The following is a 24399-nucleotide window of genomic DNA, read 5'->3' on the forward strand; positions in this document are numbered from 1 at the left end:
CTTGGCTCTCGCACCGAAGGCGCGGTCACCCGCGCATCCTACACTGAACGAGGTCTTCGAGGCCGAGCAGCAGCTTGTCGGCCTCATCCTGGCGGAGCCCGCCGTCCATGCCCGGATCGCCGCGATCCTGCGCGACGAGGATTGGACCGAGCGGCTGCATCGCGGCGTCTTCGAGGTCGCGGGACACTTCATCAGAGAAGGCCGGCCCGTCTCGCCCGACTCGGTGTTGCCGCGGGTCAGCGACGTGGCGCCCGATGGCGGACCGGCCGATCGCTATCTCGCGGCACGCGTCGCGAAGGCTCCGCCTCCAGCCCTCGCCGAGCCCCTCGCGCATCTCCTGGCCGAGGCTGCGCACGCCCGCACGGGTCCCGACCACCTCGACCGTGACCTCTATGCCTGGGCCTACGAGCAGGCCCAGGCGCTCCGCCGCGGGCAGTTCGCCGCCCTCGACGCGCTCAATCTGGCCGAGGAGATCGAGGATTTGGGCGGCGAGATCTACAACAAGCTGGAGAGCGCCTTTCGGATCATCCTGATGCATCTCCTGAAGTGGGATCATCAGCCAGGACGGCGTTCGCGGAGCTGGACGATCTCCATCCGCGTCAAGCGGGTCGATGCCGAGCTTCTTCTCGAACGCTTCCCGAGCCTCAAGCATCGCCTGCCGGGCGCCGTTCGCGACGCGTATCGCCGGGCGCGCATCGAGACGGCCGGCGAGACCGGCCTCGACGACGATGTGTTTCCGGCCGAATGCCCCTACACCTTCGAAGCGATCATGAACCGGCCGGTGCCATGGCCACCGGAGAGCGGGGAGTCCTGACCATCTCCGGAGACAGTCCCGTGCCCTCGGGCCACGGCGCCCGCCTGACGGTCGATCTCTCGGCTCTCGTCGCCAACTGGCGGACCCTCGGCGCCTGCGCCCCGCAGGCCGAATGCGGCGCCGTGGTGAAGGCCGACGCCTATGGCTGCGGCCTCGCCGCCGTCGCCCCGGCCCTGTGGCGGGCGGGCTGCCGGACGTTTTTCGTGGCTCACCTCTCCGAGGGGATCGCCGCGCGAAAAATCCTGCCGGACGCCGCCATCTACGTGCTCAACGGCCTGGTGCCCGGCAGCGCGGACATCTTCCGCGCCCATGCCTTGCGCCCGGTTCTCGGCAGCGGGGAAGAACTCGGTGAATGGGCCGGCGCCACGCGGGGCGCGTCACCGGCCGCGCTCCACGTCGATACCGGCATGAACCGGCTCGGCCTGCGGGCCGAGGAGGCCCTGGCGCTGGCGGGCGATCCGGTGATCGCGCGCGCCGGCATCGATCTCGTGATGAGCCACCTCGTCAGCGCGGAACGGGCCGACGATCCCGTCAACGCGCGGCAAGCCGCCGATTTTCTTCGCTTGCGGGACGCCTTCCCCCACTTGCGCGCCTCGCTCGCCAATTCCTCGGGCACCTGCATCGCGAAAAACGCGCGCCACGACCTGCTGCGGCCGGGCTACGCCCTGTTCGGCGGCAATCCGGAGCCGGGAAAACCGAACCCGATGCGGCCGGTGGTGCGGCTCGACGCGACGATCCTGCAGGTCCGCGACGTCGAGGCCGGCGAGACCTGCGGCTACAACGCCCGCTGGCGGGCGCCCGACCCGCGCCGGCTCGCCACGCTCTCGCTCGGCTACGCCGACGGCTATCCCCGCTCGGCCAGCGACGGCGGCCACGCCCTGGTCGGCGGCGTGCTCTGCCCGATCCTCGGCCTGATCTCGATGGATCTCATCATCCTCGACGTCACCCACGCGCCCGGGGCACGCCGCGGCGGCACCGCCACGCTGATCGGCGACAGCCTCGACATCGACACCGTGGGGCAGGCGGCGGGCACCATCGGCTACGAGATCCTCACCGGCCTGGGTTCCCGTTATGTTCGCTCTGCTGTAGAGTGACGCCGCAACCTGGTCGTCCCACCCCCGCCCTCATCCTGAGGTGCCGAAGCGCAGCGGAGGCCTCGAAGGGTCGTCCAGGGATCGCGCGCTTCCTGGAGGATCCTTCGAGGCTGCTTCGGCACCTCAGGATGAGGACGCGGGTTGGACGTCCCGAAAACGCTCGGCCCCGAAGACATCCTGCCCCATGGCCAAGATCCAACAGACCTTCGTCTGCCAGTCCTGCGGGGCGGTCTACAACCGCTGGCGCGGGCGCTGCGAGGCCTGCAACGGCTGGAACACGATCCAGGAGGAGGTTCCCAGCGCCGGCCCGCAATCCGGCCCGGCCGCGACCCGTCCGTCGCGGGCGCGGGGCCGCGTCTTCCCCCTCGAAGGCCTGACCGGCGAGGCCAAGGAGGCGCCGCGCACGCCCTCGGGGATCGACGAGCTCGACCGCGTCGCCGGCGGCGGCTTCGTGCGCGGCTCGGTGATCCTGCTCGGGGGCGATCCCGGCATCGGCAAGTCGACGCTGCTGATGCAGGCCTCCGCCGCCATGGCCAAGCGCGGCGAGCGCGTCGCCTACATCTCCGGCGAGGAGGCGGTGGGGCAGGTGCGCCTGCGCGCCGAGCGGCTGGGACTGGCAAGACACCCGGTGGAACTCGCGGCCCAGACCAATGTCGAGGACATCGTCGAGACGCTCTCGCAGGGGCATCCCCCTTCCCTCACGATCATCGACTCGATCCAGACGATGTGGACCGAGACGGTGGAATCGGCGCCGGGCACCGTGACGCAGGTGCGCTCCTCGGCCCAGGCCCTGATCCGCTTCGCCAAGACCACGGGCACGGCCGTCATCCTCGTCGGCCACGTCACCAAGGACGGGCAGATCGCCGGGCCCCGCGTGGTCGAGCACATGGTCGACGCGGTCGCCTCCTTCGAGGGCGACCAGGGCCACCACTTCCGCATCCTGCGCGCCGTGAAGAACCGGTTCGGGCCGACCGACGAGATCGGCGTGTTCGAGATGACCGATTCGGGGCTCGCCGAGGTGCCGAACCCCTCCGCCCTGTTCCTGGCCGGCCGCGATCACGCCGCGCCGGGCACCGCCGTCTTCGCCGGGATGGAGGGCACGCGGCCGCTGCTGGTCGAGATCCAGGCGCTGGTCGCCCCCTCCTCCCTCGGGATGCCGCGCCGGGCCGTGGTCGGCTGGGACCCGAACCGCCTGTCGATGGTGCTCGCCGTGCTGGAGGCCCATGGCGGCATCCGGCTGGGCGGCCACGACGTCTACCTCAACGTCGCGGGAGGCTTACGCATCTCCGAGCCCGCCGCCGATCTCGCGGTCGCCGCGGCCCTGGTCTCCTCGCTCTCCGGGGCGGCGCTCCCCTCCGACTCGGTCTATTTCGGCGAACTCGGCCTGTCGGGCGCGGTGCGGCCGGTCTCGCAGGCGCCCGCCCGGCTGAAGGAGGCGCTCAAGCTCGGCTTCGGCAAGGCGATCACCCCCCAGGGGCGGGGCGAGACCGGCGAGCGGGCGCTGCCGACGGAGGCCCTGCGCCACATCGCCGACCTCGTCGCCGGCATCGCCTCGGGCGCGCCGCGGCGCGTCGGGGGCAAGCGGGAGAGGGTGCGCGACCACGCGGTGCCGGACGATCCGTTCTGACGGGCGGCTCCGCATCTCGGGTCCTGCTCCTGCAAGGCGACAACCTTGATTTTGTGCTGCCCCGTGCGATGATCTCCCGGCAGACCGACGTGCGCGAACACTTCGGTCGTCCTCGGGATGCCATGGCACATCGGCTTCCCGAGGAGTGGGCCGAGAGACCGCGAAGTCTCCCGACCCGTGTGGTGATACCGCGACCCGAGCGATACGCGGAGGATCAGGTGAACGCTGGTCCTCCGCACTCGGCGGAACATCACACTCACGCGGATGCGTGGCACGAACCACATCATCGTTGTGCTCCTTCGTGCGATCAGACGATGCCGTCGCCCGCAGGCGCCCGGCGGCTCACCGGGCGCGAGGCCCGTTCCAGCCCTGGCGTCTCCGCGCAATCGCACGCGCAACCCTCGCGCGCACATGCCACAAGCTCAACCTTGGGGATTTGCATGCAGAGGCAGCCCGCATCGCCGTCCGCCCCGAAGGTGACGGCCGAGGTTCGCCGGGGTATATCGTTAAGGATCACTGAGGACGCGCGGGCCGGGGGAACCGTCGCGATCCGGCAAGGCTGCCTCGTCCCGCCCCTGCGAACGCGTATCCTGCAATGCCGTTTTCCGTCCTCGATCTCGCGGTGCTCGGCATCGTGCTCGTCTCGGCGCTGCTCGCCGCCGTGCGCGGCGTGACCCGCGAGGTGCTCGCGATCATCGCCTGGGTCGCCGCCGCCGCGGTGGCGTGGTCGCTGCACCCGCTGCTCCTGCCCACCGTCAAGCAGCACGTCTCCAGCGACACGGTGGCGCTGGTCGCCTCCATCGCCGCGATCTTCCTCGGCACCCTGATCGTGGTCTCGCTGGTGACGGTGAAGATCTCCGATCTCGTGCTCGATTCCCGCATCGGTGCGGTCGACCGGTCGCTCGGCTTCCTGTTCGGGGCCGGCCGCGGCTTCCTGATCTGCGTGATCGGCTGGGTGTTCCTGGCCTGGCTGGTCCAGGGCAAGGTGCCGGACTGGGCGGCGCAGGCCAAGAGCCGGCCGATCCTGGAGAGTTCGGGCGAGGCGCTGGTGGCGCAACTGCCCGACAATCCGGAAGGCTTCCTCAAGCAGTTCCGCAAGCCCAAGGGCGACGGAAAGGGCGACACCCCGGCCGAGGAGCCGCCGCCGGAGACCGACCTCCCCGCCCAGCGGCGCAGCGATGCCGGGCCTGCGCCGAAACGCTGATATGCTGGAACCGGTCTTGGTTGCGACGCGATCCGCGCCTAGGTAACGGTTTCACGACGGTCCCGGCGTAACCCCTCGCGGCAGAGGCCGCGGGCGGCGGCGCCTGCGGCCGTGCCGGACGTGAGGCTTGCGGTTCCGCGCCGCGCCCCCAGGATTCGAGATCGACATGTCAGTTGTCTGCGCGAGCGCCGATGTCCGCGACTGGGACATCGACGGGGACACGCTTCGCGAGGAATGCGGCGTGTTCGGCATCTACGGGCACGACGACGCCTCGGCCATCACCGCGCTCGGCCTGCACGCCCTGCAGCACCGCGGCCAGGAGGCGGCGGGCATCGTCTCCTACGACGAGGGCGTGTTCCATTCCGAGCGCCGCCAGGGCCTCGTCGGCGATTCCTTCTCCGACCGCGCCACGATCGAGCGGCTCGCCGGCCGCTCCGCCATCGGCCACGTGCGCTACTCGACCACCGGCGGCACCATCCTGCGCAACGTGCAGCCGCTGTTCGCCGAACTCGCCGGCGGCGGCCTGGCGGTCGCGCATAACGGCAACCTGACCAACGCGCTCTCGATCCGCCGCGATCTCGTGCGCGACGGCGCCATCACCCAATCGACCTCGGACACCGAGGTGATCCTGCACCTGGCCGCGCGCTCGCGCAAACCGCGCATCGTCGAGCGCTTCATCGACGCGCTGCAGCAGATCGAGGGCGCCTACGCCATCGTCGCGCTGACCAACAAGAAGCTGATCGGCGCCCGCGATCCCCTCGGCATCCGCCCGCTGGTGCTCGGCGAACTCGACGGGCGCTACATCCTCACCTCCGAGTCCTGCGCGCTCGACATCATCGGCGCCCGCTTCATCCGCGACGTGGAGAACGGCGAGGTGATCGTGATCTCGGAAGCCGGCGTCGAGTCGATCCGCTTCTGCGACAGGCAGCCGATGCGGCCCTGCATCTTCGAGTACATCTACTTCGCCCGCCCCGACTCGGTGGTGAACGGCAAGAGCGTCTACGCGGTGCGCAAAAGCATCGGCCAGGAACTCGCCCGCGAGGCGGCGCCGGAGGCCGACGTGGTGATCCCGGTGCCCGATTCCGGCGTGCCGGCGGCTTTGGGTTTCGCGCAGGAGGCCGGCCTGCCCTTCGAGATGGGCATCATCCGCAACCACTATGTCGGGCGCACCTTCATCCAGCCGACCCAGACCGTGCGCGAACTCGGCGTGCGCATGAAGCACTCGGCCAACCGCGCCGCGGTGGAGGGCAGGCGCATCGTGCTCGTCGACGACAGCCTCGTGCGCGGCACCACCTCGGTGAAGATCGTGCGGATGATGCGCGATGCCGGCGCCCGCGAGGTGCATTTCCGCATCGCCTCGCCGCCGATCACCTATCCCGACTTCTACGGCATCGACACGCCCGAGCGCGAGAAGCTGCTCGCCGCCACCCACGACTTGGAGGGCATGCGCCGATATATCGGCGCCGATTCGCTGGCCTTCCTGTCGATCCCCGGCCTCTATCGGGCGATGGGCGAGGAGGCGCGCAACGGCGCCTGCCCGCAATACACCGACCACTGCTTCACCGGCGACTACCCGACCGGCCTGACCGACCTCGCCATCGCCGGGCCGAAGCGCTTCGCGATGCTGGCCGAGGCGGACTGAAGCCGATGGCCGGCAGGATCCTCGACGGCCGCGTCGCCGTCGTCACCGGCGCCTCCCGCGGCATCGGCCGCGCCGCCGCGCTGGCGCTGGCTCAGGCCGGGGCCCACGTCGTCGCGGTGGCCCGCACGCAGGGCGGGCTGGAGGAACTCGACGACGCGATCCGTTCGGACGGCGGGAACGCGACCCTGGTGCCCCTCGACCTCACCGATTTCGACGCCATCGACCGCCTCGGCGCGGCGCTCGACGCGCGCTGGGGCCGGCTCGACGCGGTGGTCGGCAATGCCGGCATCCTCGGCAACCTGATGCCGGTCAGCCACGTCACGCCGAAGGTGTGGGAGCAGGTGATGGCGATCAACGTCACCGCGAACTGGCGCCTGATCCGCTCGTTCGACCCGCTGCTGCAGCGCTCGGATGCGGGCCGCGCCGTCTTCGTCTCCTCGGGCGCGGCCTCGAAATGCCGGGCCTATTGGGGGCCCTACTCCGCCTCGAAGGCGGCGCTCGAAGCGATGGTGCGCACCTACGCCGCCGAGAACGCGCGCACGAAGGTGCGCGCCATGCTGCTCAACCCGGGCCCCCTGCGCACGCGCATGCGCGCGGCGGCGATGCCGGGCGAGGACCCGGCGACGCTCAGGACCCCGGAGGATCTGAGCCCGCATTTCGTGCGCCTCGCCTCGCCCGCCTGGAACGAGACGGGCAAGCTCTACGATTTCCCCGGCGACCGGGTTCTGGATTTCCGCAGCCCCGCGTAAGGGGGTCCGGGGCCTCAGGCCCCGGCGGGGTTGCGGGCAGAGCCCGCTTTCTTTGTTTCTCGGGTTCCAGCCATGATCGACGTCCGCTGCATCTGCGCCATCGGCCAGCGGGGCCAGCTCGGCCTCGACGGGCAGCTCCCCTGGGAGGGCAACACCGATCCGGTCTTCGTCGAGGACGTGACGCGCTTCTTCGCGCTCACCATGGGCCACGTGCTGATCGCCGGCCCGAAGACCGTGGCCTCGGTGCCGGACTTCGCGTTCGAGGACCGCACCATCGACGTGATCCGCTCGCACGAGGATCCGGAAGCGGTGCTGAAGCGCTATCCCGGCCGGCGCATCTTCGTCGGCGGCGGCATCGCGGTCTGGAACGTCTACGCGCGCTACATCCAGCACTGGGACATCACCCGCCTGCCCTACGACGGCGAGGCCGACCGCTGGTTCGACCCGGCTTGGCTCGTCGGCGGCCCGCTGCGGGTGCGCTAGACTCTCGTTTTTGCATCGTCTTTTCAGACAAGCCGGCAACCCCCTTTCGGGACGATGCTCCCAGCGCCGCTCAGGCGCCTCGAATCCGTGTCGGAGCCTCACCTGTGCGCCCGGCGGCGGCCGAGCGCCTGGCCTGCCGGACGACCTCCTCGGGCGTCGGCGGGTTGGCCGGATGGTAGCTGAGACAGAGCGGCGTGCGCAGCTTGGCCGGCCGCCCCGAACCTTCGGTCGCGAAGTAGAACTCGCCCGCGCCGAGCTTGCCGATATCGGCGGCGGCTCCCCCGCTCGCGGCCAGAATCTCCTGGGCGGCCGCGATGGTCGCGGGTGCACTCTGCCGGCCGAAGAACTGCGTGGTGCAGTTGGAGACGACCTGATTGTGGATGCCGCGGGGCACCTGCGTCGCCACGATCATCCCGAGCCCGTACTTGCGGCCCTGCGCCACCAGCTTGATGCCGCTGCCGAGGCTCGGTGAGGCCTTCTGGGCGGGCAGGAAGGTCTGCGCCTCGTCGACCACGTAGAGCATGCCGCGCGGCGACGGGTTCTTCTTGATCCAGCCGAACAGCGTCATCTGGAGACGGTTCACGAAATCCTCGCGCGCCGCCTCCGAGGCGAGCCCCGACAGGTTGACGACCGAGATGCGGGTGCGGGCCGGGTCGGGCCCGAAGAACAGGTGGCGCGGGTCGAGCACCGTGCCCTCCACCTTCAGGAGCGGATTGGTCGCCACCGCGGCGTGAAGCTGATCCGCCATGCCGGCCCCGAGCCGGGCGGCATGGCCGATCCGGCTGATCCCGTCGGGCAGGTCGCCGAGCAGGGCGATGAGAGCGTCGAGGTTGCCTCCGTCCCGCTCCGCGAAGCGCCGCAGTGTATCGGCGAGCACGCCGCGCTGGAGCGCGTTCTTCGCGCCGGCGAGCGGCCCGAGGGTCTCGGCCGCCATTTCGATGGCCTGCTGGCGCTCGTCCCGGTCCCCGCTCAGGTCCGAGAAGTCGGGCAGGACGGAGAGGAACAGCGGGTTGCCGGCATGCACGCCCGGCGTCCAGACCACGACCTCGACCCGCGCCCGGTAGGCGGCGGCCTTGCGGTCATCCTCGTCGGAGAATCCCTTCGGCCGCTCGGGCCAGGGCGCGCCGAGCCGCGAGAGGTCGTTGTTGGGATCGATCACGATGGCCGGAAGCCCGGCCAGCGCGGCCTCCTCCACGAGGCGGCGCAGGAGCACGGTCTTGCCGGAGCCCGACCCCGCGATGATCGCGGTGTGACGAGGCAGCAGATGGAGCGGCAGTTCGACGCCGGATGCGTCGGGCGTGAGGCGATGCCCGACCGGGATCGCATCCGATCCGGCCCCGGTCGTCCGCGCTCCCGAAGCGGCGCGGATCGCGGTGACGGGTCCGGAGCCGTGCGCCGTCGGCGCACCGGTCTCCTCCGCGACGGGGCGGGACGCGTCGGACCCATCCGCCGCGCCTTCGCGGACGGAGTCGGCCGGGGCCGGGACATCCGGCGCCCCGCCCGCCAAGCCGGCTTCGCCGCTCGGGTCGTGAGCGAGACCGGCCATCCGGAAGAAGGACGTGTGCACGATCGGCTGCGCGGCGCGAAGCCAGCGCTCGAACCGGTCGGAGGCGCCCTCGGCCTGCGCCTGGCTCCGCAGATCGCGCAGGGCCACGAAGACTCGCAGATCCTCGTCCAAGGGGTCGATCAGCAGGCCGCCGGCCGCCGTGAAGGCGTCGACGAGCTGCCGCGTCTTGGCTCCGCCAGGCATCGGCCCGCGGCGGACCAGCAGCAGCGCGCGGTCGGGGATGCGCGCCGAGATGCCCGAGGCCGTGAGCGCCGCGCGCAGGCGGGCCTGGAACGCGATGGCGTTCCGGTGCTGGAGCGCCCGGTAGCAGACGTGGCGCTCGCGGTCGTTCTCGTCCCGATGGATGAAGATCAGTCGGCCGTGCAGCGGCGGGATCTTCTGGTCGGGCTCGCCCTTGCTCGCGACGTCGAGCGCGTCGTCCGGGTCGTCCTCCAGGGCGTAGAGGTCGAAGGCGCCGCGGAGCACCTGCCCGAGCCAAGTGTCCTCGTCGCTGCGGATGCCCGCGATGTCGGCCCGTTCGCACGCGGCGGCGAGGTCGAACTCGGAGGCCGGAGGCGGGGGCGCCGCGGCTTCCGAGGCTTCGACGAGGCTGTCGCAGACCGTGGCCGCCCCCGCCGCGAGGCAGCGGCGACGGAACGCGTCGCAGCGCATCAGCAGCGTGCGCGGCATCATCGCCGCGGCCGCGGCCTCGGCGATGGCGCGCTCGCTGAACGGCCATGTCGGGGATGGCGATGCGAAGCCCGCCTCCGCATAGGCCGGCTGCAACCGGCCGGCGATGAGCGCGATGGCCGCGGCCCGCTCGTTCATCCCGACGAGAAGCGTCGGCTCGGCGAAGCGCTGCAGCATCGGCTGCAGGCTGCGCGCGGCGAGGCGCTCCCAGGATTCCTGCAGGCAGGTCACCATCGTCATGCTGCGGTCGCAGACGACGTGGACCTCGAGGAGGCCCGCGGCGAGCACCTCGGCGAGACCGGCCTCCGCCTCGATCCCGTCCTCGGCCGCGAGCCGGCTCGTCTCGATGATCCCGTCGATCTGATCGACGGCGATGAGCGTCGGACCACTGAGCGCCATGATCCAGCCCATGCCGCGCACGAGTTCGACCGGGGCCGGCGGCGGCGTCCGGAAGCCCAGAGCGGCCCGCTCCGCCGGATCGGCCTCGTAGCCCTGGAGCCAGGCATGGGCGAGCCCGACCACGGCGAAATCCTGCGAGCGCAGCAGGCAGAGGGCGCGGAAGACGTCGAGATGCTTGAGCGCGCGGGCGGCATCCACGCTCATGAGCGCGCGCACCAGAACGTCGACGATCCGGCGCGCATCGATGTTCGGGGTGTTGAACGCGGCCTCGACCTGCGCCTCGACGCCGAAGCGGCGCGCCACGCCCGCGAGCACCGCATCCGACTGCCGCCGCCCGTCCGGCATGGTCTGCAGCAGGGCGGTGACGAAGCTCAAAGCCGCGCTGCGCCAGAAATCCGTGAGGCCGAGCACGTCGAGGGGCACGAACCAGCCGCCCGTGCGCCAAACCTCCTGCCGGAGCCGACCGACGAGATGGGTCTTGCCGACGCCGGATTGGCCGACGAGCACGCGGCCCATGGCACGGTCGGCCGGCGCCCGAGCCTTGCGGTGCAGCTCGGCGACGATCTCCGGGGCGAGCCGCTCGTTCGGGCCGCCGGTCGGCGGCGTGTCGATCCAGATGCTGTCGAGCGTGCGCACCCAGTCGAAATCGACCCGGCGCAGGGCGTCGAGGGCATCGCTCATGACTGGATCCAGATGATGTGGAAGGGCTCGCCCGCCGGGCCGAACGCCGCCTCGCGCTCGGCGGGGTTCAGCGACTTGGGATCGCTGAACTGGCTCAGGCGCGCCGTCTCGTCGCCGCGCAGGATGGCGGCGAGACCGGAATCGACCGTCGCACGGTCGAGGTCGCCGAGTTGGGCGCGCAGGGCACTCAGGCGCACGGCCTTGGCCTTCGCCCCGCCCGTCAGCGCGAGATAGGCGGCCTCGATCCGGGCACGGAGCTGCTTGGGGCCGAGTTTCTTCGGTCCCGACGTCGCGCCCTTGGCAGCAGGCTTGCGCGTTCGAGCGGGCGGGCCGGCCGGCGCCGGCTTCTCGGATGGTGTCCCGACGAGCTCGGCGAGCGTCCGTCCCGTCGCGGCCAGATCGGCCTGCATCCGCTCCAGCCAATCCTGCAACACGCGAAAACTCGGCGGCAGAGGCTCGCGCATATGCTCACCCGCCCAGTTCCAGCCTTTGTCGGTGACGGTCAAAAGCAGCGAGCGGCCCTGCTTCTCGGCCGCGAGATAGCGGCCGGCGATCAGGGCCTCGCGGTCCGCCTTGTCGATGCGCGGCACGAGCGCGCTCTGCAGGGCGCTGCCGTGCCGGCCGAGGAGACACCACAGGATCAGGGCCTGTTTCGGCGTCGGCGTCCCGCTCATCGCTCAACCCTCGTTCATGCCGCGCCGCAGGCGCACGACGGCGCGTATCTTCTCGATCGCCAGAGGCAGGTCGGCCGCGACCTGATCGTTGGTCAAGCGCAGCACGAGATAGCCGGCAGTCAGCAGTTCGTAATCCCGGTGACGGTCGTTGCCGAACTTCGGCTCGGCCCGGTGCTCGGGGCCGTCCAGTTCCACGACGACGCGATGCGCGCGGCAGAGCAGATCGACACGGGGCGCGGCGCCCCAGGCCCCGACCGGCACCGACGCGTTGCCGACGAACAGGCCGGCGAGGTCGGCATCCCGTTCCAGGGCGGCCGCGACCCGCCGCTCGATGTCGCTGGCAGGATGCGCTCCAGCCGGCGCGATGAAACGCGCGACCGCCGCGCGCTCTTCCCGGACGAGTTCGCAGGCGCTGTAGAGGATGCGGTCATAGGGAGTGATCTCGGGCGGCTCCACGGTCAGCGCCGTCACCACGGCCGCTCCATGCCGCATGCACCATTCCAGCGCCTCGATGACCGGACGGGCGCGCGCCGCCGAGGCGGGATCGATCTCCCAGACCAGAAGGACGCCGGCAGGATCGATCGCCCCCAGCAACTGAGCGAGTTCGAGCTCACGTGCCATCCGCCGGACGCGTGGCTTGAGCCCGAGCCTGGCACGCTTCGAGGCCGCCTTCAGCCAGGGATCTGCCGCGAGCGGATCGACGCTCTCATCTCGGCCATGCCATCGCGGCCAGTGGTCGAGCGCCAGTTCGGCGAGATCATCGAGAAGCCGGTCGATGAGGGCGGAGGCTGTGAGCGGCCCCTCGCACGAGACCAACAGCGCGCTGCGTCTGCGATCGGAGACCGCCGAGACGAGGTCGCCGATGCCCTCGCGGCCAATTCCTATGACGACCAAGCGCTCGCCCGGAGCCAAACGGGCGATGCCACGGGCGAGATCGTCTGCCGTGGTCTGCCGCCGCGTCGCAGCGTCGGGATGGGTAGACGATGACAAACTGAGACCGTGCTGCCGGGGCGACCGCCGACGTTCGAGCGTCGAGGCGTCTTCGTGCGCTGAGTTCAGCACAGGCTTTCGATCCTGGCTACCGGATTCGCATCCTCAGGTTGCCCGTGCTGTGGAGGCCGCCCTGATGCTTCTCCGAGGGCTTGGGCCTTTGCAATCGCCCGACGCTCTCGCACACGCCGTCCGCCTCCAAGCGCTTCAGCGGTGCCTCGATGGGCGTCCAGCGGCATGACGCGCACTCGACACGATTCGAACGTGTGACCTTTGCCTGAGGAGTATCACGTAGCCATGCCTTTGAGCGACCATGCCTTTGAGCGACCATGAGTTTCGATTGCCTCGATCAGCGCCGTTGCGTCGGCTGCCCAGTTGGGCTACTCACGAGCCACGGTCAGCACCCGTAGCTCAGCTGGATAGAGCGTTGCCCTCCGAAGGCAGAGGTCACAGGTTCGAATCCTGTCGGGTGCGCCATTTTTCTCTCATATTTGCGGTGGTTTAGCAAGGTCGGCCATGCCGGCCGAGCGACCTTATTTGGGCCACGGAAGCACTACGGAAGCAGGATCGCGCGCACGGAAGCGCGGGCTGGCGGAGGGAGGCCGGATAAAATCGGCGACTTCTCTTCGACCCGATCATGTTGGTTGCGTCAGCCGACCAGCCATTTGGCTAGGCGGATGTCGGTCTCGATCGACAGGCGTGACCTGCCTGTCAGGTGATTGAATGCCGCCTGCGATATTCAGCCGGGGTGACGCCGACTCGCCGTAGGAAGGCACGCCTGAGCGTGTCCGGCTCGTTGAAGCCGCAGGCGGCTGCAACCTGTTTCGGCACGACGTCGCCGCTTTCAAGCATCCGACGTACTGCCTCAATGCCCACGGTTTCTACAAAGACAGCCGAGGCGAGTCAGCGACGATCGGCAGCAGCCATTACGACGATCAGACGGCTCAGTTCGTCCTTAGCCTGCGAAGGCGTGATCTCTCCTGTCGCAGCAGCTTTCGACAGCGCCTCGGCCGCGCCTAGCATCGCCCAGAGACCGGCGGTCGTCACCTTGCCGCTTCCCGTAAGAGGGGCAAGCGCGGCACGACACTTTTCCATGAAGGCCACCAGATAGGCGCGCTTCGTAGCCTCCAGTTCCGGCGATCCGGCGAGCGCGGCTAACACGTCGGGGATCTCGCGCCCCTGCGTGAGCACGCAGTCGACATAGGACGAGGCGATCACGGCGGCCGTCTCCGAAAGCGTATGAACGCTCTTGGCCAGCGCCGCATCCATGATGGCGGTCTGGCGCCGGTCGAACGCCTCGTAGAGTGCGACCAGCAAACCGTTCCGCGTGCCGAAGTGGTCGTACACCACCGGCTTGGTGACACCGGCCTGTGCCGCGAGATGGCCGAGGGTCAGGGCATCGGTGCCCTCCTCGCGGATGATGCGCCACGATACGTCGAGGAGTTGTTGCAACCGGTCTTCGCGCGTGAGGCGAAGGCGGCGCGGTGAGGCAGGCGCGGTTGACATTGCTATGTACCGATCGTAACTTACCTTCAGTATATAGAGGTAAGGGCCGTGCTGCAACCCGCCGGAGCGATCCGCGCGGCACGGGCGGTCTTGCACCCACTGCCCGGAGACGCCCGACCATGACCGACGCCGCCATACCATCGTCTCGCAGGAGGTCGTGGCTCGGCCTTCTCACCGTGCTCAGCCTCGTGCTGCTCGTCGCGATGGACGGATCGGTCCTTTACCTGGCGATGCCGCGCATCATGGCCGCGATAAACCCGACGGCGGATCAGGCGCTCTGGATCCTCGATATCTACGGCTTCCTCGTCAGCTCGCTGCTGGTCGCCTTCGGCAACATCGGCGACCGCTACGGGCGTCTGAGGCTCATGATGGCCGGCGCCATCGTCTTCGGGCTGGGCTCGCTCGGAGCGGCTTTCTCTGAAACGCCCGCAGCGCTGATCGCATGTCGGGCGCTTATGGGGCTCGGCGGCGCGACCCTGCTCCCGTCCGGCCTCGCCATCGTCAGCGCGCTGTTTCCCGACCCTCGCGAGCGGGCGCAGGCGATCGGTATCTTCGCGGCGACCTTCGCGGCTGGGTTCGCGATCGGCCCGGTGCTCGGCGGCCTGCTGCTCCAATCCTCCGACTGGGGTGTCGTCTTCCTCATCAATGTGCCCGTCGTGCTCCTCTTCCTGATCGCGGCACCCGTTTTCCTGCGAGAGGTGCGGGCGACCGGCAGCGGCAAGATCGACCTCGCCAGCCTGTTGCTCTCTTTCGTCGGCCTGCTGCTCTTCGTCTGGTCGGTGAAGACGGCCGCCGCCTACGGGATCGGAGCTTCTCAAGCGGTGATCGGCATCGCTGGCCTCGGGGCGCTGACGCTGTTCGTCGACCGTCAGAGGCGGATCGACGACCCGTTGCTGGAGCTCGCCCTGTTCCGCGATCCGGTGTTTGCCATAGCTATCCTCACCGGTCTGCTGTCGCTCGTCGTTTGGTCGGCTACCGGCTATCTGTCGGGCATCTACCTGCAATCGGTGCTCGGACATCCGGTGCTCGGCGCGGCGTTGCTGACGCTGCCCGGTGCGATCACGCTCACCGTCACTTGCATCGGCACGAGCCGGATCGTCGAGCGCATCGGCCGCAAGGCGGCGCTGGTGGCGACGCACGTCCTGATCGGCTGCGGCGTCCTGCTGATCCTTCTTACCACCGTCGAAGCCGGCGCGGTCGTTCTCGTCGCCTCGACCGTCATAGCCGGTATCGGCTACGGCCTGTCGTTCAGCCTCGTAGCGGAGATCGCCGTGTCCGCCGTGCCCGTCGAGCGGGCCGGCGCGGCGGGCTCGATAGCCGAGACGAGCAACGAGCTGGGCAACGCGCTCGGCATCTCGCTGCTCGGATCGGTAGCGGCGGTCTGCTTCCGGCTCTTCGGTCCCGGCGTGGCTGGCACGCTCAACGAGACGCTGGCTCATCCTGGGATTTCGCCGGAAGCGATCTTTCAAGCCAAGCAGGCATTCCTGACCGGACTGCACGCCGCCGCCGGTATTGGAGGCGTCATCACGCTGCTCGTAGCGCTCGCCGCCTGGGCTTGGCTCCCCCGAAAGCTGCCGACGTGAGTGTCGATTCCCTACCTGCCATCATGATCGGGGAATAACATGTGGAGGGCGAAGCCGCTTTCCTCGATCGAGCTTCGCCACCTCCGCTATTTCCTCGCTGCCGCCGAGCATGGCAGCTTCCGCAAGGCCGGTATCGCGCTGGCAGTGCAGGAATCCTCGGTCAGCCGTCGTATTCGAGACCTTGAAGACCAGCTCGGCGCCTCGCTGTTCCAGCGGCACAACGGCGGTGTCGCCCTAACGCTAGCGGGCCAGCGCTTCCTCCTTCAAGCCCGCACCGCATTGAAGCATCTCGGGGACGGGGCGAAGGATGTCGGCGCGATCGGTCGAAGCGAGAGCGGCCACATTCGCGTCGGCATCTTCTCCTCGCTCGCCTCCGGTTTTCTCTGTGACCTGTTCCAGGCCTACGACGCGGAGCGGACGGATGTGCGGATCGATTTCAGCGATGGCCATCCGGCCGAGCACATCGCGGCGGTGCGCCTGCACCAGCTCGACGTCGCCTTCGTCACGGGGACGGCGGAGTACGCCGGGTGCGAGACCACGCAGCTCTGGTCGGAACAGGTGTTCGCCGTGCTGCCGGTGGCTCACCCTCTCGCCGAGCGGCCATCGCTCACATGGCCGGATCTGATCGGCGAGACGTTCATCGTCAGCGAGCAGGCGCCGGGACGCGAGATCCACGACTTCCTGGTCAAGCGCCTCTCCGACCTCGGACGCTATCCCGAGGTGTATCGGCAGAATGTCGGCCGCGACAACTTGATGTCGCTCGTAGCGATCGGGCGCGGACTTACGCTCACCAGCGAGGCGACGACGTCCACCTGCTTCCTCGGCCTGGTCTATCGGCCGATTGTTGGCGAGACGCTGCCGTTCAGCGCCGTGTGGTCGGCGAAGAACGACAACCCCGCCCTTCGCCGGCTGCTCAGCATGGCGCGTACCCGGCGCAAGGTCATCGAGCCGATCGAAATGCCGATAGTATTGCCTATCCGGCCGTCGAGCGCCGCGCCTTCGCGAACGCGCGATCGGTCGCCATGAAGCGCTCCAGCATGGGCGCGATCAGGCGGAGCGGATCGGCGGCAGGCTGCCCCGTGTCGCGGGCGAGCACCTCGGCATAGGCGGTGAGATCGCGATGGAGTTCCGCCGGCAGTTCCAGCGTGACCTTCACTGGCTTGTCGTCGGCGATGGGGCCGAGCTTCAGCTTCGTCATGTGTCAGTTCCGATAAGGTTCGAGGACGAGGTCGCGGGTGACGATGACGCGGACCGGGAAACCCGGCCGGATGGTGAGCGTCGGCGCGATGTCGAGCTGGCGGCCGACCACCTGCCGGCCGGTCTGACTGATGCCGTCCGACGCGCCTTGGCGGAGTGCGCGGACGAGGTCGCCCTGCTCGCCCGAGCTACCAGCCTGCGCGCCGACCGACAGGGATGATCCGCGCCGGCATCCGGGGATTGCCCTTGGCGAGAAGATACGCCTGCTCGTGCTCGTAGCGCAGGAACCGCGACGACGACGCATACCGCTTGCGGAACACCAGATGCCCGACGATGCGGAAGCCCGCCGCGCGCCACGCCTCCATGAACAGGTCGACCTTGTTCCAGCCGTAGAAGCTGACCGCGAACCCGCCGTCCTTCAGCACCCGGTGGCATCTCGGCGAAGGCGGGCTTGAGCCAGCGGCCGTTGTCGTCATTGGCGACGCTGCGACCCTGCCGGTCATGGTAGCGGGTGACGTAGGGCGGGTCGGTCAGGATGAAGTCGATGCTGCCGGTGTCGAACGCCTGCATCACATCGATGCAATCGCCGTTGAAGATCGTGTTGCGGGGAGCGCTGGCGGTGCCGGTCATGGCTTTGTCCTTTGGGTCTGAAGGTCAGCGTAGCGAAGCGCCGCGCCTGACCTTCTGGCCGTCGCCGAGACCGGGTGTGCAACCGGAGGGGCGTCTTCGCGGGGAACCGGCTGCACGAAGCCGCAGGCGTAGGAAGCTGGGCGGAAGATGATCCGAAGGGCGCCGAGGGCGGAGCCCTAAGCACCGGAGCGGAGCGAAAGAGCCAAGTCTCGCCAAAGGCGACCGCTCGGACTGGGGCGTTGCGGGTTTCTCCCGCAGAAGGGGTCGACCGAGACAGCAGGCTCGGGCGCAGGGGAAGGCCTTCCCCTCATCACCGAAAGCGGATTGTCGGAACCTCGGCTTTCCGGTTTTCAGGTTCTTCGGATGGCCTTATGCTCTTGGATTGATAGACCGAAACGGAAGCCAGGCATCGCAAAGCACAGGCTAAGCGCATCCTCTCCTGGACGTCTTTTGAGGAGTGGAACGATGCCGAGGGGCAAGCCAGTCGTTTTGGACACGCGATCATTTGACAACCAGAAGATGGCAACCGCGTTCTTCAAGTCGATGCTCAATAGATACCGGCCGAAGCAGCGGGTTTCAGACGAGGATGCGGCCGATCTTGCTGGGTTGCTGAAGCGCCATGCTGAGTATGAGGAGAAGGTCGGAGTTGGTATCGATCATTTCGAGGTGATGAGCGCGGAGTTCGGAACGCAGTGCTTCCGCTTGGTGCGCGTGGACGGCACGGGTGAGGACTTCTCTTACCCGCACTGCATCGCCGGCGGGCAGGCCAAGTGAGCCATCCGTTCGGGATTTATCTCCCGCGTGCCTAACTCCCCCATGCCCCCGCCGCTACTGCGGACTGTCGTCAAGCGCGTTCAAGATGTGCCGGGACTGGCTGGCGTTTGTGCGGGCTTCGAGGCGGGCGAGTGGCGCTACGACCAGTTGGCCGAGCACATCGTCGAGTGGTTGCCCGAATTCGCGTTGAACGAACGGGAGTTCAACGCCTTATCGGGCGCGAACGCGCGGCGGGCTCTCCGCGCGGCGGCCGAAACGATCTACAAGTCGGCCAAATACGCGACCCGTGGCGAGGTTGGCGAAATCCTGCTCCATGCCATCATCAGGCAGGAATTCGGCTCGGTGCCCGCGATCAGCAAGGTGTTCTTTAAGGATGCGCCGAACGACACCGTGAAAGGTTTCGATGCGGTCCATGTGGTCGAAGCGGCTGATGGGCTGGAGCTTTGGCTCGGCGAGGTCAAACTGTATCAGGATGTCGCGAGCGCCGTGCGCGACGTGGTTCAAGAGTTGAACCTGCACACGCGCATTCCATACTTGCGTTCCGAATTCGCCGCAATCTGGCGGAAAGTCAATCACGACCATCCCCACCGGCAGGCAATGGAACGATTGCTCGCGGGTAACGTGACGATGGACGAGGTGTTCGAACGCCTCTGCATTCCAGTCCTGCTGACCTACGACAGCACGACGGTAGCCGGTCACGCGCGAACAGACGCGATCTACGAGGCCGCGATCACGGCCGAGTTCGAGAAGCATCACAAGCGGTTCAGGAGCGCGCAGTTGCCTGGCGAAATCAGGATTATTCTGATCCTCCTGCCGATGAACAATAAGGCCAAGCTGCTTGAGCGCTTCGACGCGAAGCTGAAGGGCATGATGGCATGACCCTTGAGGAAACACTTACTGCCCTCAGAGCCCCGTCGCGTACATCCGGGCAGGCTTTCGCCATCTTGCAGGCAATCGCGCGAATGCTGGGCGAGAAGCCAGAAGATCCTGTTGCGCAATCGCTCCTGATTCGAGCCCTTGAACACCGCGAGGACTTCGCGGCCTGCTCTTCGTTTCTTAATGCGCTTCTGCGCGAAACGGGGCTGTATCCATATGCCGAGCCGAATGAGCTTTCGACGCGAGATCGATTGGCGTTCGAGTTTCATCGCCCAGACGGACGGTTGGCCGATGCCGGTATGGTCTTTCATCGCGTGCAAGCACAGGTTTACTGGAGACTTGTCGATGGCGAGAATGTCATCCTCAGCGCTCCAACCAGCTTCGGCAAGAGCTTGGTCATCGATGCGCTGATCGCATCGGGCAAATTCAGGCGTGTTGCGCTGGTCGTTCCGACGATCGCCCTCATCGACGAGACTCGCAAGCGACTTTCCCGCTTCGGGGATGCATACAAGATCGTCACACACGCATCGCAGCCGGCAGATCCGAAACGCGGCACGATCTACGTTCTGACGCAGGAGCGCGTGATCGAACGCGAGGACCTCGAAAGCCTCGACCTGTTCATTATCGACGAGTTCTACAAACTGGACCCGAGCGGCGGCGGTGCCGACCGCGCTGCAATTCTGAACCATGCCTTTTACAAGCTTTTGAAGACGACTCGGCAGTTATCTTCTTGGCCCCAATATCCGGACCGTGCCAACTGACTTCCAGGATCGGTTCGAAGCGAGGCTCATAGTCAGCGACTTCGTCACGGTGGCCAGTGACGTGCGGCGGGTAGACCAGACCGGAGGTGCTCGCGAGGCACTGGTTCGTCTGACCAAGGAGTTGGACGGATCGACGTTGATATACTGTCAGTCACCGGGCAGCGTGCGTCGTGTGGCCCAACTGATGGTCGAGCGTGAGGTATCGCCACCCGCGCCAGAGTTGAACGATGTGGTCGATTGGGTCGGGCGTCATTTCCACCCTGACTGGATCGTGGCACGATCTCTGGCACACGGCATCGGCGTTCACCACGGCCGGCTGCCGCGGGCGTTGGCCCAACTTCAGGTGCGTCTGTTCAATTCTGGTGCGCTCAAGTTTCTGATTTGTACGTCCACACTGATCGAGGGTGTGAACACGGCAGCGAAGCACGTTGTCATTTACGACAACAAGATTTCGAAGAAACCGTTTGACTACTTCACCTACCGGAACATCCTAGGGCGCTCCGGCCGCATGTTCAGGCACTTCGTCGGTACGGTCCATCTGTTCCATTCGCCACCGCAGGCGGACCTTCTCGACGTTGACTTTCCAGCGTTCAGTCAAATGGATGCGGCATCGGACGGACTGCTCGTTCAACTCGACGAGGACGATCTGGGCGGTGACAGCCTGCGGCGTGTCAACAAGCTGAAGGGGCAATTCGATCTCAGCATGGAGACAATCCGTGCGAATGCTCACGTCGATCCTCAGCAACAGATTAACCTTGCCCGCCATATTCGCTTGCATGCTCGTGAGCTTCATCCTGCGCTGTCCTGGCGCGGGGAGCCGTCGAATGACCAAATCTACAAGGTCTGCAATTTACTGTTCGAGACCTTGCTGGCAGGTGTCACCCGTGACGTGGTGCGCAACGATCGGCAACTCGCTTTCCTTATCACCCAGCTCCGGCAACTGGGGGCGACTGGATTCATTCAAGCGCAGGCTCATACGACGAATTCTCGGGCGCCCTCTGACCCGAGCGACCGTGTAGAGAATGCCTTGGAGTTCTTGCGGAACTGGGCGTCCTTTCATTTTCCACGCGCCCTTACGGCGCTGGAGCGCATCCAGGCTGAGGTATTCAGCCGGTTGGGTCTTCCTGTAGGCAGCTACGCATCGTTCGCGGTCAGGGTTGAAAATCTTATGCTGCCGCCGGCGTTGGCAGCGCTCGACGAGTATGGGTTGCCGCTCCAGCTTGTCGCCCGTCTTGAGGCACTGCTTCCGGCCGCCAGCGATCTCGACGCGGTTATCGCCGTGCTACGGCGGCTCGATACAAGTCAATTGCGGCTCAGTACATTCGAAAAAAACCTGCTTGATGAAGTAAAATCAACGCTATAATTGCACGACAGCTTCCGGATCTGAAGGCTGATCCACGCGACGGCGTACCCTCGAACCATCAGTTCAATCCATCGTCAGCCGATAATCTGTGCCATCACGTTCGTCACGAAGTGCGATGATGTTATCCGGCTCGGAGGCGAACCACGCGAAGCTTCGCCATGCCAATTGCGCGACCGTCTTCTTGAACCCGGCCGACTGACGATCCTGATAGGCAGTCAGGAAGGCGACATTGCGACGCTCGAACCCTGCGGCGTCCGTTAATGCATACAGCGCATCCTGCCGGCGCGGCGTGACGGCTCCATCGGTCGCCACCACCTCAATGAAAACGATCAAGGGTTCCTTCGGACCGAGATCGGCGAGGATCAGGTCCGGCAGATTCTTGTCGGCCTCGATCTTCAGGCCGATCGCACTGGCGAGCTGGTCGTCGCGCACGACGACCTTGTTGCCGCTCTCGCTCAGCCACAACACGGCCGGCGCTTCGAGAAAGCGCTTGGCGAAAACCTCCACCACGGCCTTGGCGATGAACGAGCTTGGACCGGGAGCGAGCTGCCGCGTCTCGCCGTTCGGAAACGTGACGAGGACACCGGAGGCGGTGGCGGCAGCCCCCGAGCGCATGATCGTCACGCGCGCGAGCGCGCTCTTGCTGAGATGGGTCGCCTGAAACCCAGCGATCGACTGTTCGAGCGCCGTTCCCTGAAGCAGCGGATCGAACAGTGCTGCGAAATCGGCCTTCAATGCGTAGCGGGGCAGCCCTGACGTGGTCGGAAGGTCTTCCCGGCGGGTCACGGCACCGATCGCGACCAGCCCGTCCCGCAACGTCTCGTCCCGGATGGGTTCGCGGGTGTTGTCGGCATACCAGCGTTGCCCCGGCACCTGCACCGTCTTCTTGAGAACCGCCGCAGCATATCCTTCGCGATCCGCAGCGCCCGCCTGGGCGGCCTGCTCGACCGTCATCCGATAGACATGGACCGGTCCGAGATATCGTCCGCTGCCCTCGACCGCGCCGATATAGAGAGCCGCGAACACCGTGCTCGCCGCCAGTTCGCGCACGCAATAGGTGCGGTTGGGCGTGCCATCGGGAAAGATCAGAGGCAGCCGTTCGGCGACCAGATCGCGGCTGACATAGGCGGGCAGCGTCATGCGGTGCCCCGGCCATAGAGGCGGTCGCACTCGGCCTGCACGGTGTCGGCTGCGGCACCGTCCGCAAGCATCGCGGCCAGCGGCGCCAACGCCGACGCATCCGGGAGGGGAAGCGCCTCCAGCTCGAAGGCTGACACGGCGACGCTGCCGTTCATGCAGCGGAACACCTGGTCGAGGACGTCGCTGTTCAACAGCGCTGCCACCACCGTGGGCGGCACTGCCGCATCGCCGTGCGCACGGACCATGTTGAGGTGATTTTCCACGACCACCCCGCCGTGATCCGTCACGAAGTCCGCAGGCAGTTCCGCCGCGATCAGCCGGCGTGCCTGTTCCTTGGCGGTGGTGCGCTGGACCAGGACACAAGGCCGGTCGACCAGCAGCCAATCGTCCCGCCGTTCCATCTTGAAGAAGGGTGCGTGGTTCTTCTTGAGCGCACGAAACAGGAAGCGGCCATCGGCGGTCACGCTCTCCGCCCAGACGAGCGGTCGGGTATCCTTTCCTGCCCGGTCGCGCAGTTGCGCCTTGAACCGGTTCCAGACCAGTGGGCCGGTCGACACCGAATAGCCCCAGTCGGCCAGGCGCGCGGACATGCCTTCGACGTGCCGGATAAGTTCGGCATGTTCGGGTGAGCGCGGAGCCAGCCACGGGTCGGCCGGATCGGCGGGCAAACCGATCGTTCCGTTGCGCGTGACATGGGCGTCGCATTCGCTCGCGACATGAAGATAATGGACCTGCGCCCGGCTGGCCGTCGCCCCCTTCCGATAGACCGCGAGCAGCGTCTCCTGCAGGACGTCCTCGAAGACGCCCTTGCGGGCATGGACGAAATCCACTGCGATCGGCGGTGCTTCCTGCGCCAGCAGGCGGCGGAGCGCCGAATAATATTGTCCTGCGAGGAAGCTGGTCGGGGTCAGATATGCGATCAGACCTCCGGCCTTCGCCCAGCGCACCGCGATGTCCGTGAAAACGCCGTAGAGATTGGCATGACCGAACAGGCCGCGCCGGAACTCGGTGCGCTGCGCCGGCGTCAACGCCACGCGGCCATAGGGCGGGTTACCGATGACGAGGTCGAAGCTGCCGTTCGGCTTCTCGGCCAGCGTATCGCAGACGCGGACGAAGTTCGGGACGGGCAGCTTCGCCGCCTTGGCCAGATCGGCAAGGACGATCTCCATCGCCGCCTGAGCGAGCGCAGCCGCATGTGGATCGATCTCCAGTCCGAGCAACCGGACGCCCATCTGGCGCAGAACGAAGGCCGGTTCGGCCCCCTTCAGTGCTTCGCGTATCCGGAGGGCTGTGCCGATGAGGAAAGCGCCCGCGCCAGCGGCCGGATCGAGCACCCGCGCCTGCGTCCAGTCCACGCCTTGCTCTTCCGCCTGGTCGAGCAGTCGGGCGGTCAAGCATGGTGGTGTATAGAACGCCCCCAACGCGCTGCGGTTGTTCGCCGTCAGCAGAAGCGGATACAGTCCGGTGACGAAGTGAAGCCCCTCGGCCAGCGGCAGATCGACGGCGTCCGCGCCGATCGTGACGGCAAGTCGCTCGGCGGCCCGGTCCAGACGTCTGGCCGGCGCGATCGGGGCGGCGGACAGCACGATATCCGCGTCGATCCTTGCCGCGAACGCCTCAAGCGCATGGCGCGCGAATTTCGCCGCCATCGTATCGCGCCGCGACGCGGGTACGGTTTCGATCCAGGCGCGGCACAGCGGGCGAGCGCGCGCGAGTTCACGACGCAGCTCGTCGACGGATCGGCTGTTCGGCCTGCGATCGGATTCGCGTGCTACGCCGCTGTTCTGCCTACCCATCCATATTCTCGTGAGACCACATCCGGTTCGCTTTTCGTTCCGAAACTGCCTGAGCCGCTACCCGATCGCAAGCGGATTGACGGCAGCGCGCATCGTCGCCGGCTGCATCGGTATATTATGCGGGGAAGCCGATAACACCGCACGCCATATCGGCAATGAAAACGCCGGGGGCTCACCCCC

21 protein-coding genes, 1 tRNA gene and 2 pseudogenes are annotated in these 24399 nt (G+C 67.4%); 14 read left to right on the forward strand and 10 right to left on the reverse strand.

Annotated elements, in window-relative coordinates; all coding sequences use genetic code 11:
• Position 1 precedes the first annotated feature (1 nt).
• The 7 genes from PGN25_01700 to PGN25_01730 all read left to right on the forward strand — a co-directional run bounded on the left by PGN25_01700 (position 2) and on the right by PGN25_01730 (position 7613).
• Positions 2-814, forward strand: a complete 813-nt coding sequence (locus PGN25_01700; GenBank protein ID MEH3116355.1) for a DUF29 family protein — start codon at positions 2-4, stop codon at positions 812-814.
• Complete coding sequence (alr, locus tag PGN25_01705; protein MEH3116356.1) at positions 787-1908, forward strand: alanine racemase; 1122 nt, start codon at positions 787-789, stop codon at positions 1906-1908. Before PGN25_01700 ends, alr begins: the two co-directional genes overlap by 28 nt.
• A 184-nt stretch (positions 1909-2092) precedes the next feature.
• On the forward strand, positions 2093-3535 hold the full coding sequence (radA, locus tag PGN25_01710; GenBank protein MEH3116357.1) for a DNA repair protein RadA: 1443 nt from the start codon (positions 2093-2095) through the stop codon (positions 3533-3535).
• 595 nt (positions 3536-4130) lie between these two features.
• On the forward strand, positions 4131-4739 hold the full coding sequence (locus PGN25_01715) for a CvpA family protein (protein MEH3116358.1): 609 nt from the start codon (positions 4131-4133) through the stop codon (positions 4737-4739).
• 166 nt (positions 4740-4905) lie between these two features.
• A complete protein-coding gene (purF, locus tag PGN25_01720) occupies positions 4906-6381 on the forward strand; it encodes an amidophosphoribosyltransferase (protein ID MEH3116359.1) in 1476 nt (491 codons plus the stop codon).
• 5 nt (positions 6382-6386) lie between these two features.
• On the forward strand, positions 6387-7130 hold the full coding sequence (locus tag PGN25_01725; protein ID MEH3116360.1) for an SDR family NAD(P)-dependent oxidoreductase: 744 nt from the start codon (positions 6387-6389) through the stop codon (positions 7128-7130).
• 72 nt (positions 7131-7202) lie between these two features.
• A complete protein-coding gene (locus PGN25_01730; protein MEH3116361.1) occupies positions 7203-7613 on the forward strand; it encodes a dihydrofolate reductase in 411 nt (136 codons plus the stop codon).
• Between the two features lie 70 nt (positions 7614-7683).
• Here PGN25_01730 and PGN25_01735 read toward each other — a convergent pair whose 3' ends face one another.
• Genes PGN25_01735 through PGN25_01745 form a run of 3 tightly spaced genes read right to left on the reverse strand, consistent with a single transcriptional unit; the run spans position 7684 to position 12665 of the window.
• Positions 7684-10929, reverse strand: coding sequence for an ATP-binding protein (locus PGN25_01735; GenBank protein ID MEH3116362.1), 3246 nt, complete (start codon positions 10927-10929; stop codon positions 7684-7686).
• Positions 10926-11603 carry a hypothetical protein gene (locus PGN25_01740; GenBank protein ID MEH3116363.1) on the reverse strand — a complete coding sequence of 226 codons (678 nt, stop codon included), beginning with the start codon at positions 11601-11603 and terminating at the stop codon, positions 10926-10928. The genes PGN25_01735 and PGN25_01740 overlap by 4 nt, the downstream gene beginning before the upstream one ends.
• A 3-nt stretch (positions 11604-11606) precedes the next feature.
• Positions 11607-12665: a DUF559 domain-containing protein gene (locus tag PGN25_01745; protein ID MEH3116364.1), complete on the reverse strand. Its 1059-nt coding sequence runs from the start codon at positions 12663-12665 to the stop codon at positions 11607-11609.
• 328 nt (positions 12666-12993) lie between these two features.
• Here PGN25_01745 and PGN25_01750 point away from each other — a divergent pair.
• Positions 12994-13070 (forward strand) — tRNA-Arg (locus PGN25_01750).
• 234 nt (positions 13071-13304) lie between these two features.
• Here PGN25_01750 and PGN25_01755 read toward each other — a convergent pair.
• Both PGN25_01755 and PGN25_01760 read right to left on the reverse strand, forming a co-directional pair.
• Positions 13305-13487, reverse strand: a pseudogene (locus PGN25_01755) (helix-turn-helix domain-containing protein).
• A gap of 9 nt (positions 13488-13496) precedes the next feature.
• Positions 13497-14099 carry a TetR/AcrR family transcriptional regulator gene (locus PGN25_01760; protein MEH3116365.1) on the reverse strand — a complete coding sequence of 201 codons (603 nt, stop codon included), beginning with the start codon at positions 14097-14099 and terminating at the stop codon, positions 13497-13499.
• 119 nt (positions 14100-14218) lie between these two features.
• On the opposite strand from PGN25_01760, the gene PGN25_01765 reads away from it, so the two are divergent.
• Together PGN25_01765 and PGN25_01770 are read left to right on the forward strand one after the other, a co-directional pair.
• Positions 14219-15682, forward strand: a complete 1464-nt coding sequence (locus tag PGN25_01765) for an MFS transporter (protein MEH3116366.1) — start codon at positions 14219-14221, stop codon at positions 15680-15682.
• Positions 15683-15721: 39 nt separating this feature from the next.
• Positions 15722-16708, forward strand: a complete 987-nt coding sequence (locus tag PGN25_01770; GenBank protein MEH3116367.1) for a LysR family transcriptional regulator — start codon at positions 15722-15724, stop codon at positions 16706-16708.
• Here the strand turns inward: PGN25_01770 and PGN25_01775 are convergent.
• The 3 genes and pseudogenes from PGN25_01775 to PGN25_01785 all read right to left on the reverse strand — a co-directional run bounded on the left by PGN25_01775 (position 16656) and on the right by PGN25_01785 (position 17304).
• Positions 16656-16880 (reverse strand): DUF2274 domain-containing protein, encoded by a 225-nt coding sequence (locus PGN25_01775; GenBank protein MEH3116368.1) that lies wholly within the window; start codon positions 16878-16880, stop codon positions 16656-16658. The two genes, PGN25_01770 and PGN25_01775, sit on opposite strands and share 53 nt — an antisense overlap.
• A gap of 3 nt (positions 16881-16883) precedes the next feature.
• Positions 16884-17099, reverse strand: a pseudogene (locus tag PGN25_01780) (conjugal transfer protein TraI).
• On the reverse strand, positions 17068-17304 hold the full coding sequence (locus tag PGN25_01785) for a hypothetical protein (protein MEH3116369.1): 237 nt from the start codon (positions 17302-17304) through the stop codon (positions 17068-17070). The pseudogene PGN25_01780 and the gene PGN25_01785 overlap by 32 nt, the downstream one beginning before the upstream one ends.
• Before the next feature lie 670 nt (positions 17305-17974).
• Here PGN25_01785 and PGN25_01790 point away from each other — a divergent pair.
• Genes PGN25_01790 through PGN25_01805 form a run of 4 tightly spaced genes read left to right on the forward strand, consistent with a single transcriptional unit; the run spans position 17975 to position 21283 of the window.
• A complete protein-coding gene (locus PGN25_01790; GenBank protein ID MEH3116370.1) occupies positions 17975-18283 on the forward strand; it encodes a DCL family protein in 309 nt (102 codons plus the stop codon).
• Between the two features lie 27 nt (positions 18284-18310).
• Positions 18311-19162, forward strand: coding sequence for a DUF1837 domain-containing protein (locus PGN25_01795; GenBank protein MEH3116371.1), 852 nt, complete (start codon positions 18311-18313; stop codon positions 19160-19162).
• A complete protein-coding gene (locus PGN25_01800; protein ID MEH3116372.1) occupies positions 19159-19920 on the forward strand; it encodes a DEAD/DEAH box helicase in 762 nt (253 codons plus the stop codon). Before PGN25_01795 ends, PGN25_01800 begins: the two co-directional genes overlap by 4 nt.
• A complete protein-coding gene (locus PGN25_01805) occupies positions 19910-21283 on the forward strand; it encodes a helicase-related protein (protein ID MEH3116373.1) in 1374 nt (457 codons plus the stop codon). The genes PGN25_01800 and PGN25_01805 overlap by 11 nt, the downstream gene beginning before the upstream one ends.
• Positions 21284-21346: 63 nt before the next feature.
• Here the strand turns inward: PGN25_01805 and PGN25_01810 are convergent, their stop codons facing one another.
• Both PGN25_01810 and PGN25_01815 read right to left on the reverse strand, forming a co-directional pair.
• Positions 21347-22423: a BsuBI/PstI family type II restriction endonuclease gene (locus PGN25_01810; protein MEH3116374.1), complete on the reverse strand. Its 1077-nt coding sequence runs from the start codon at positions 22421-22423 to the stop codon at positions 21347-21349.
• Positions 22420-24219: an N-6 DNA methylase gene (locus tag PGN25_01815; GenBank protein ID MEH3116375.1), complete on the reverse strand. Its 1800-nt coding sequence runs from the start codon at positions 24217-24219 to the stop codon at positions 22420-22422. Before PGN25_01815 ends, PGN25_01810 begins: the two co-directional genes overlap by 4 nt.
• Between the last annotated feature and the right edge of the window lie 180 nt (positions 24220-24399).

Origin of the sequence: Methylorubrum populi, from assembly GCA_036946625.1 — a bacterium.
Taxonomy (GTDB): Bacteria; Pseudomonadota; Alphaproteobacteria; order Rhizobiales; family Beijerinckiaceae; genus Methylobacterium; species Methylobacterium populi_C.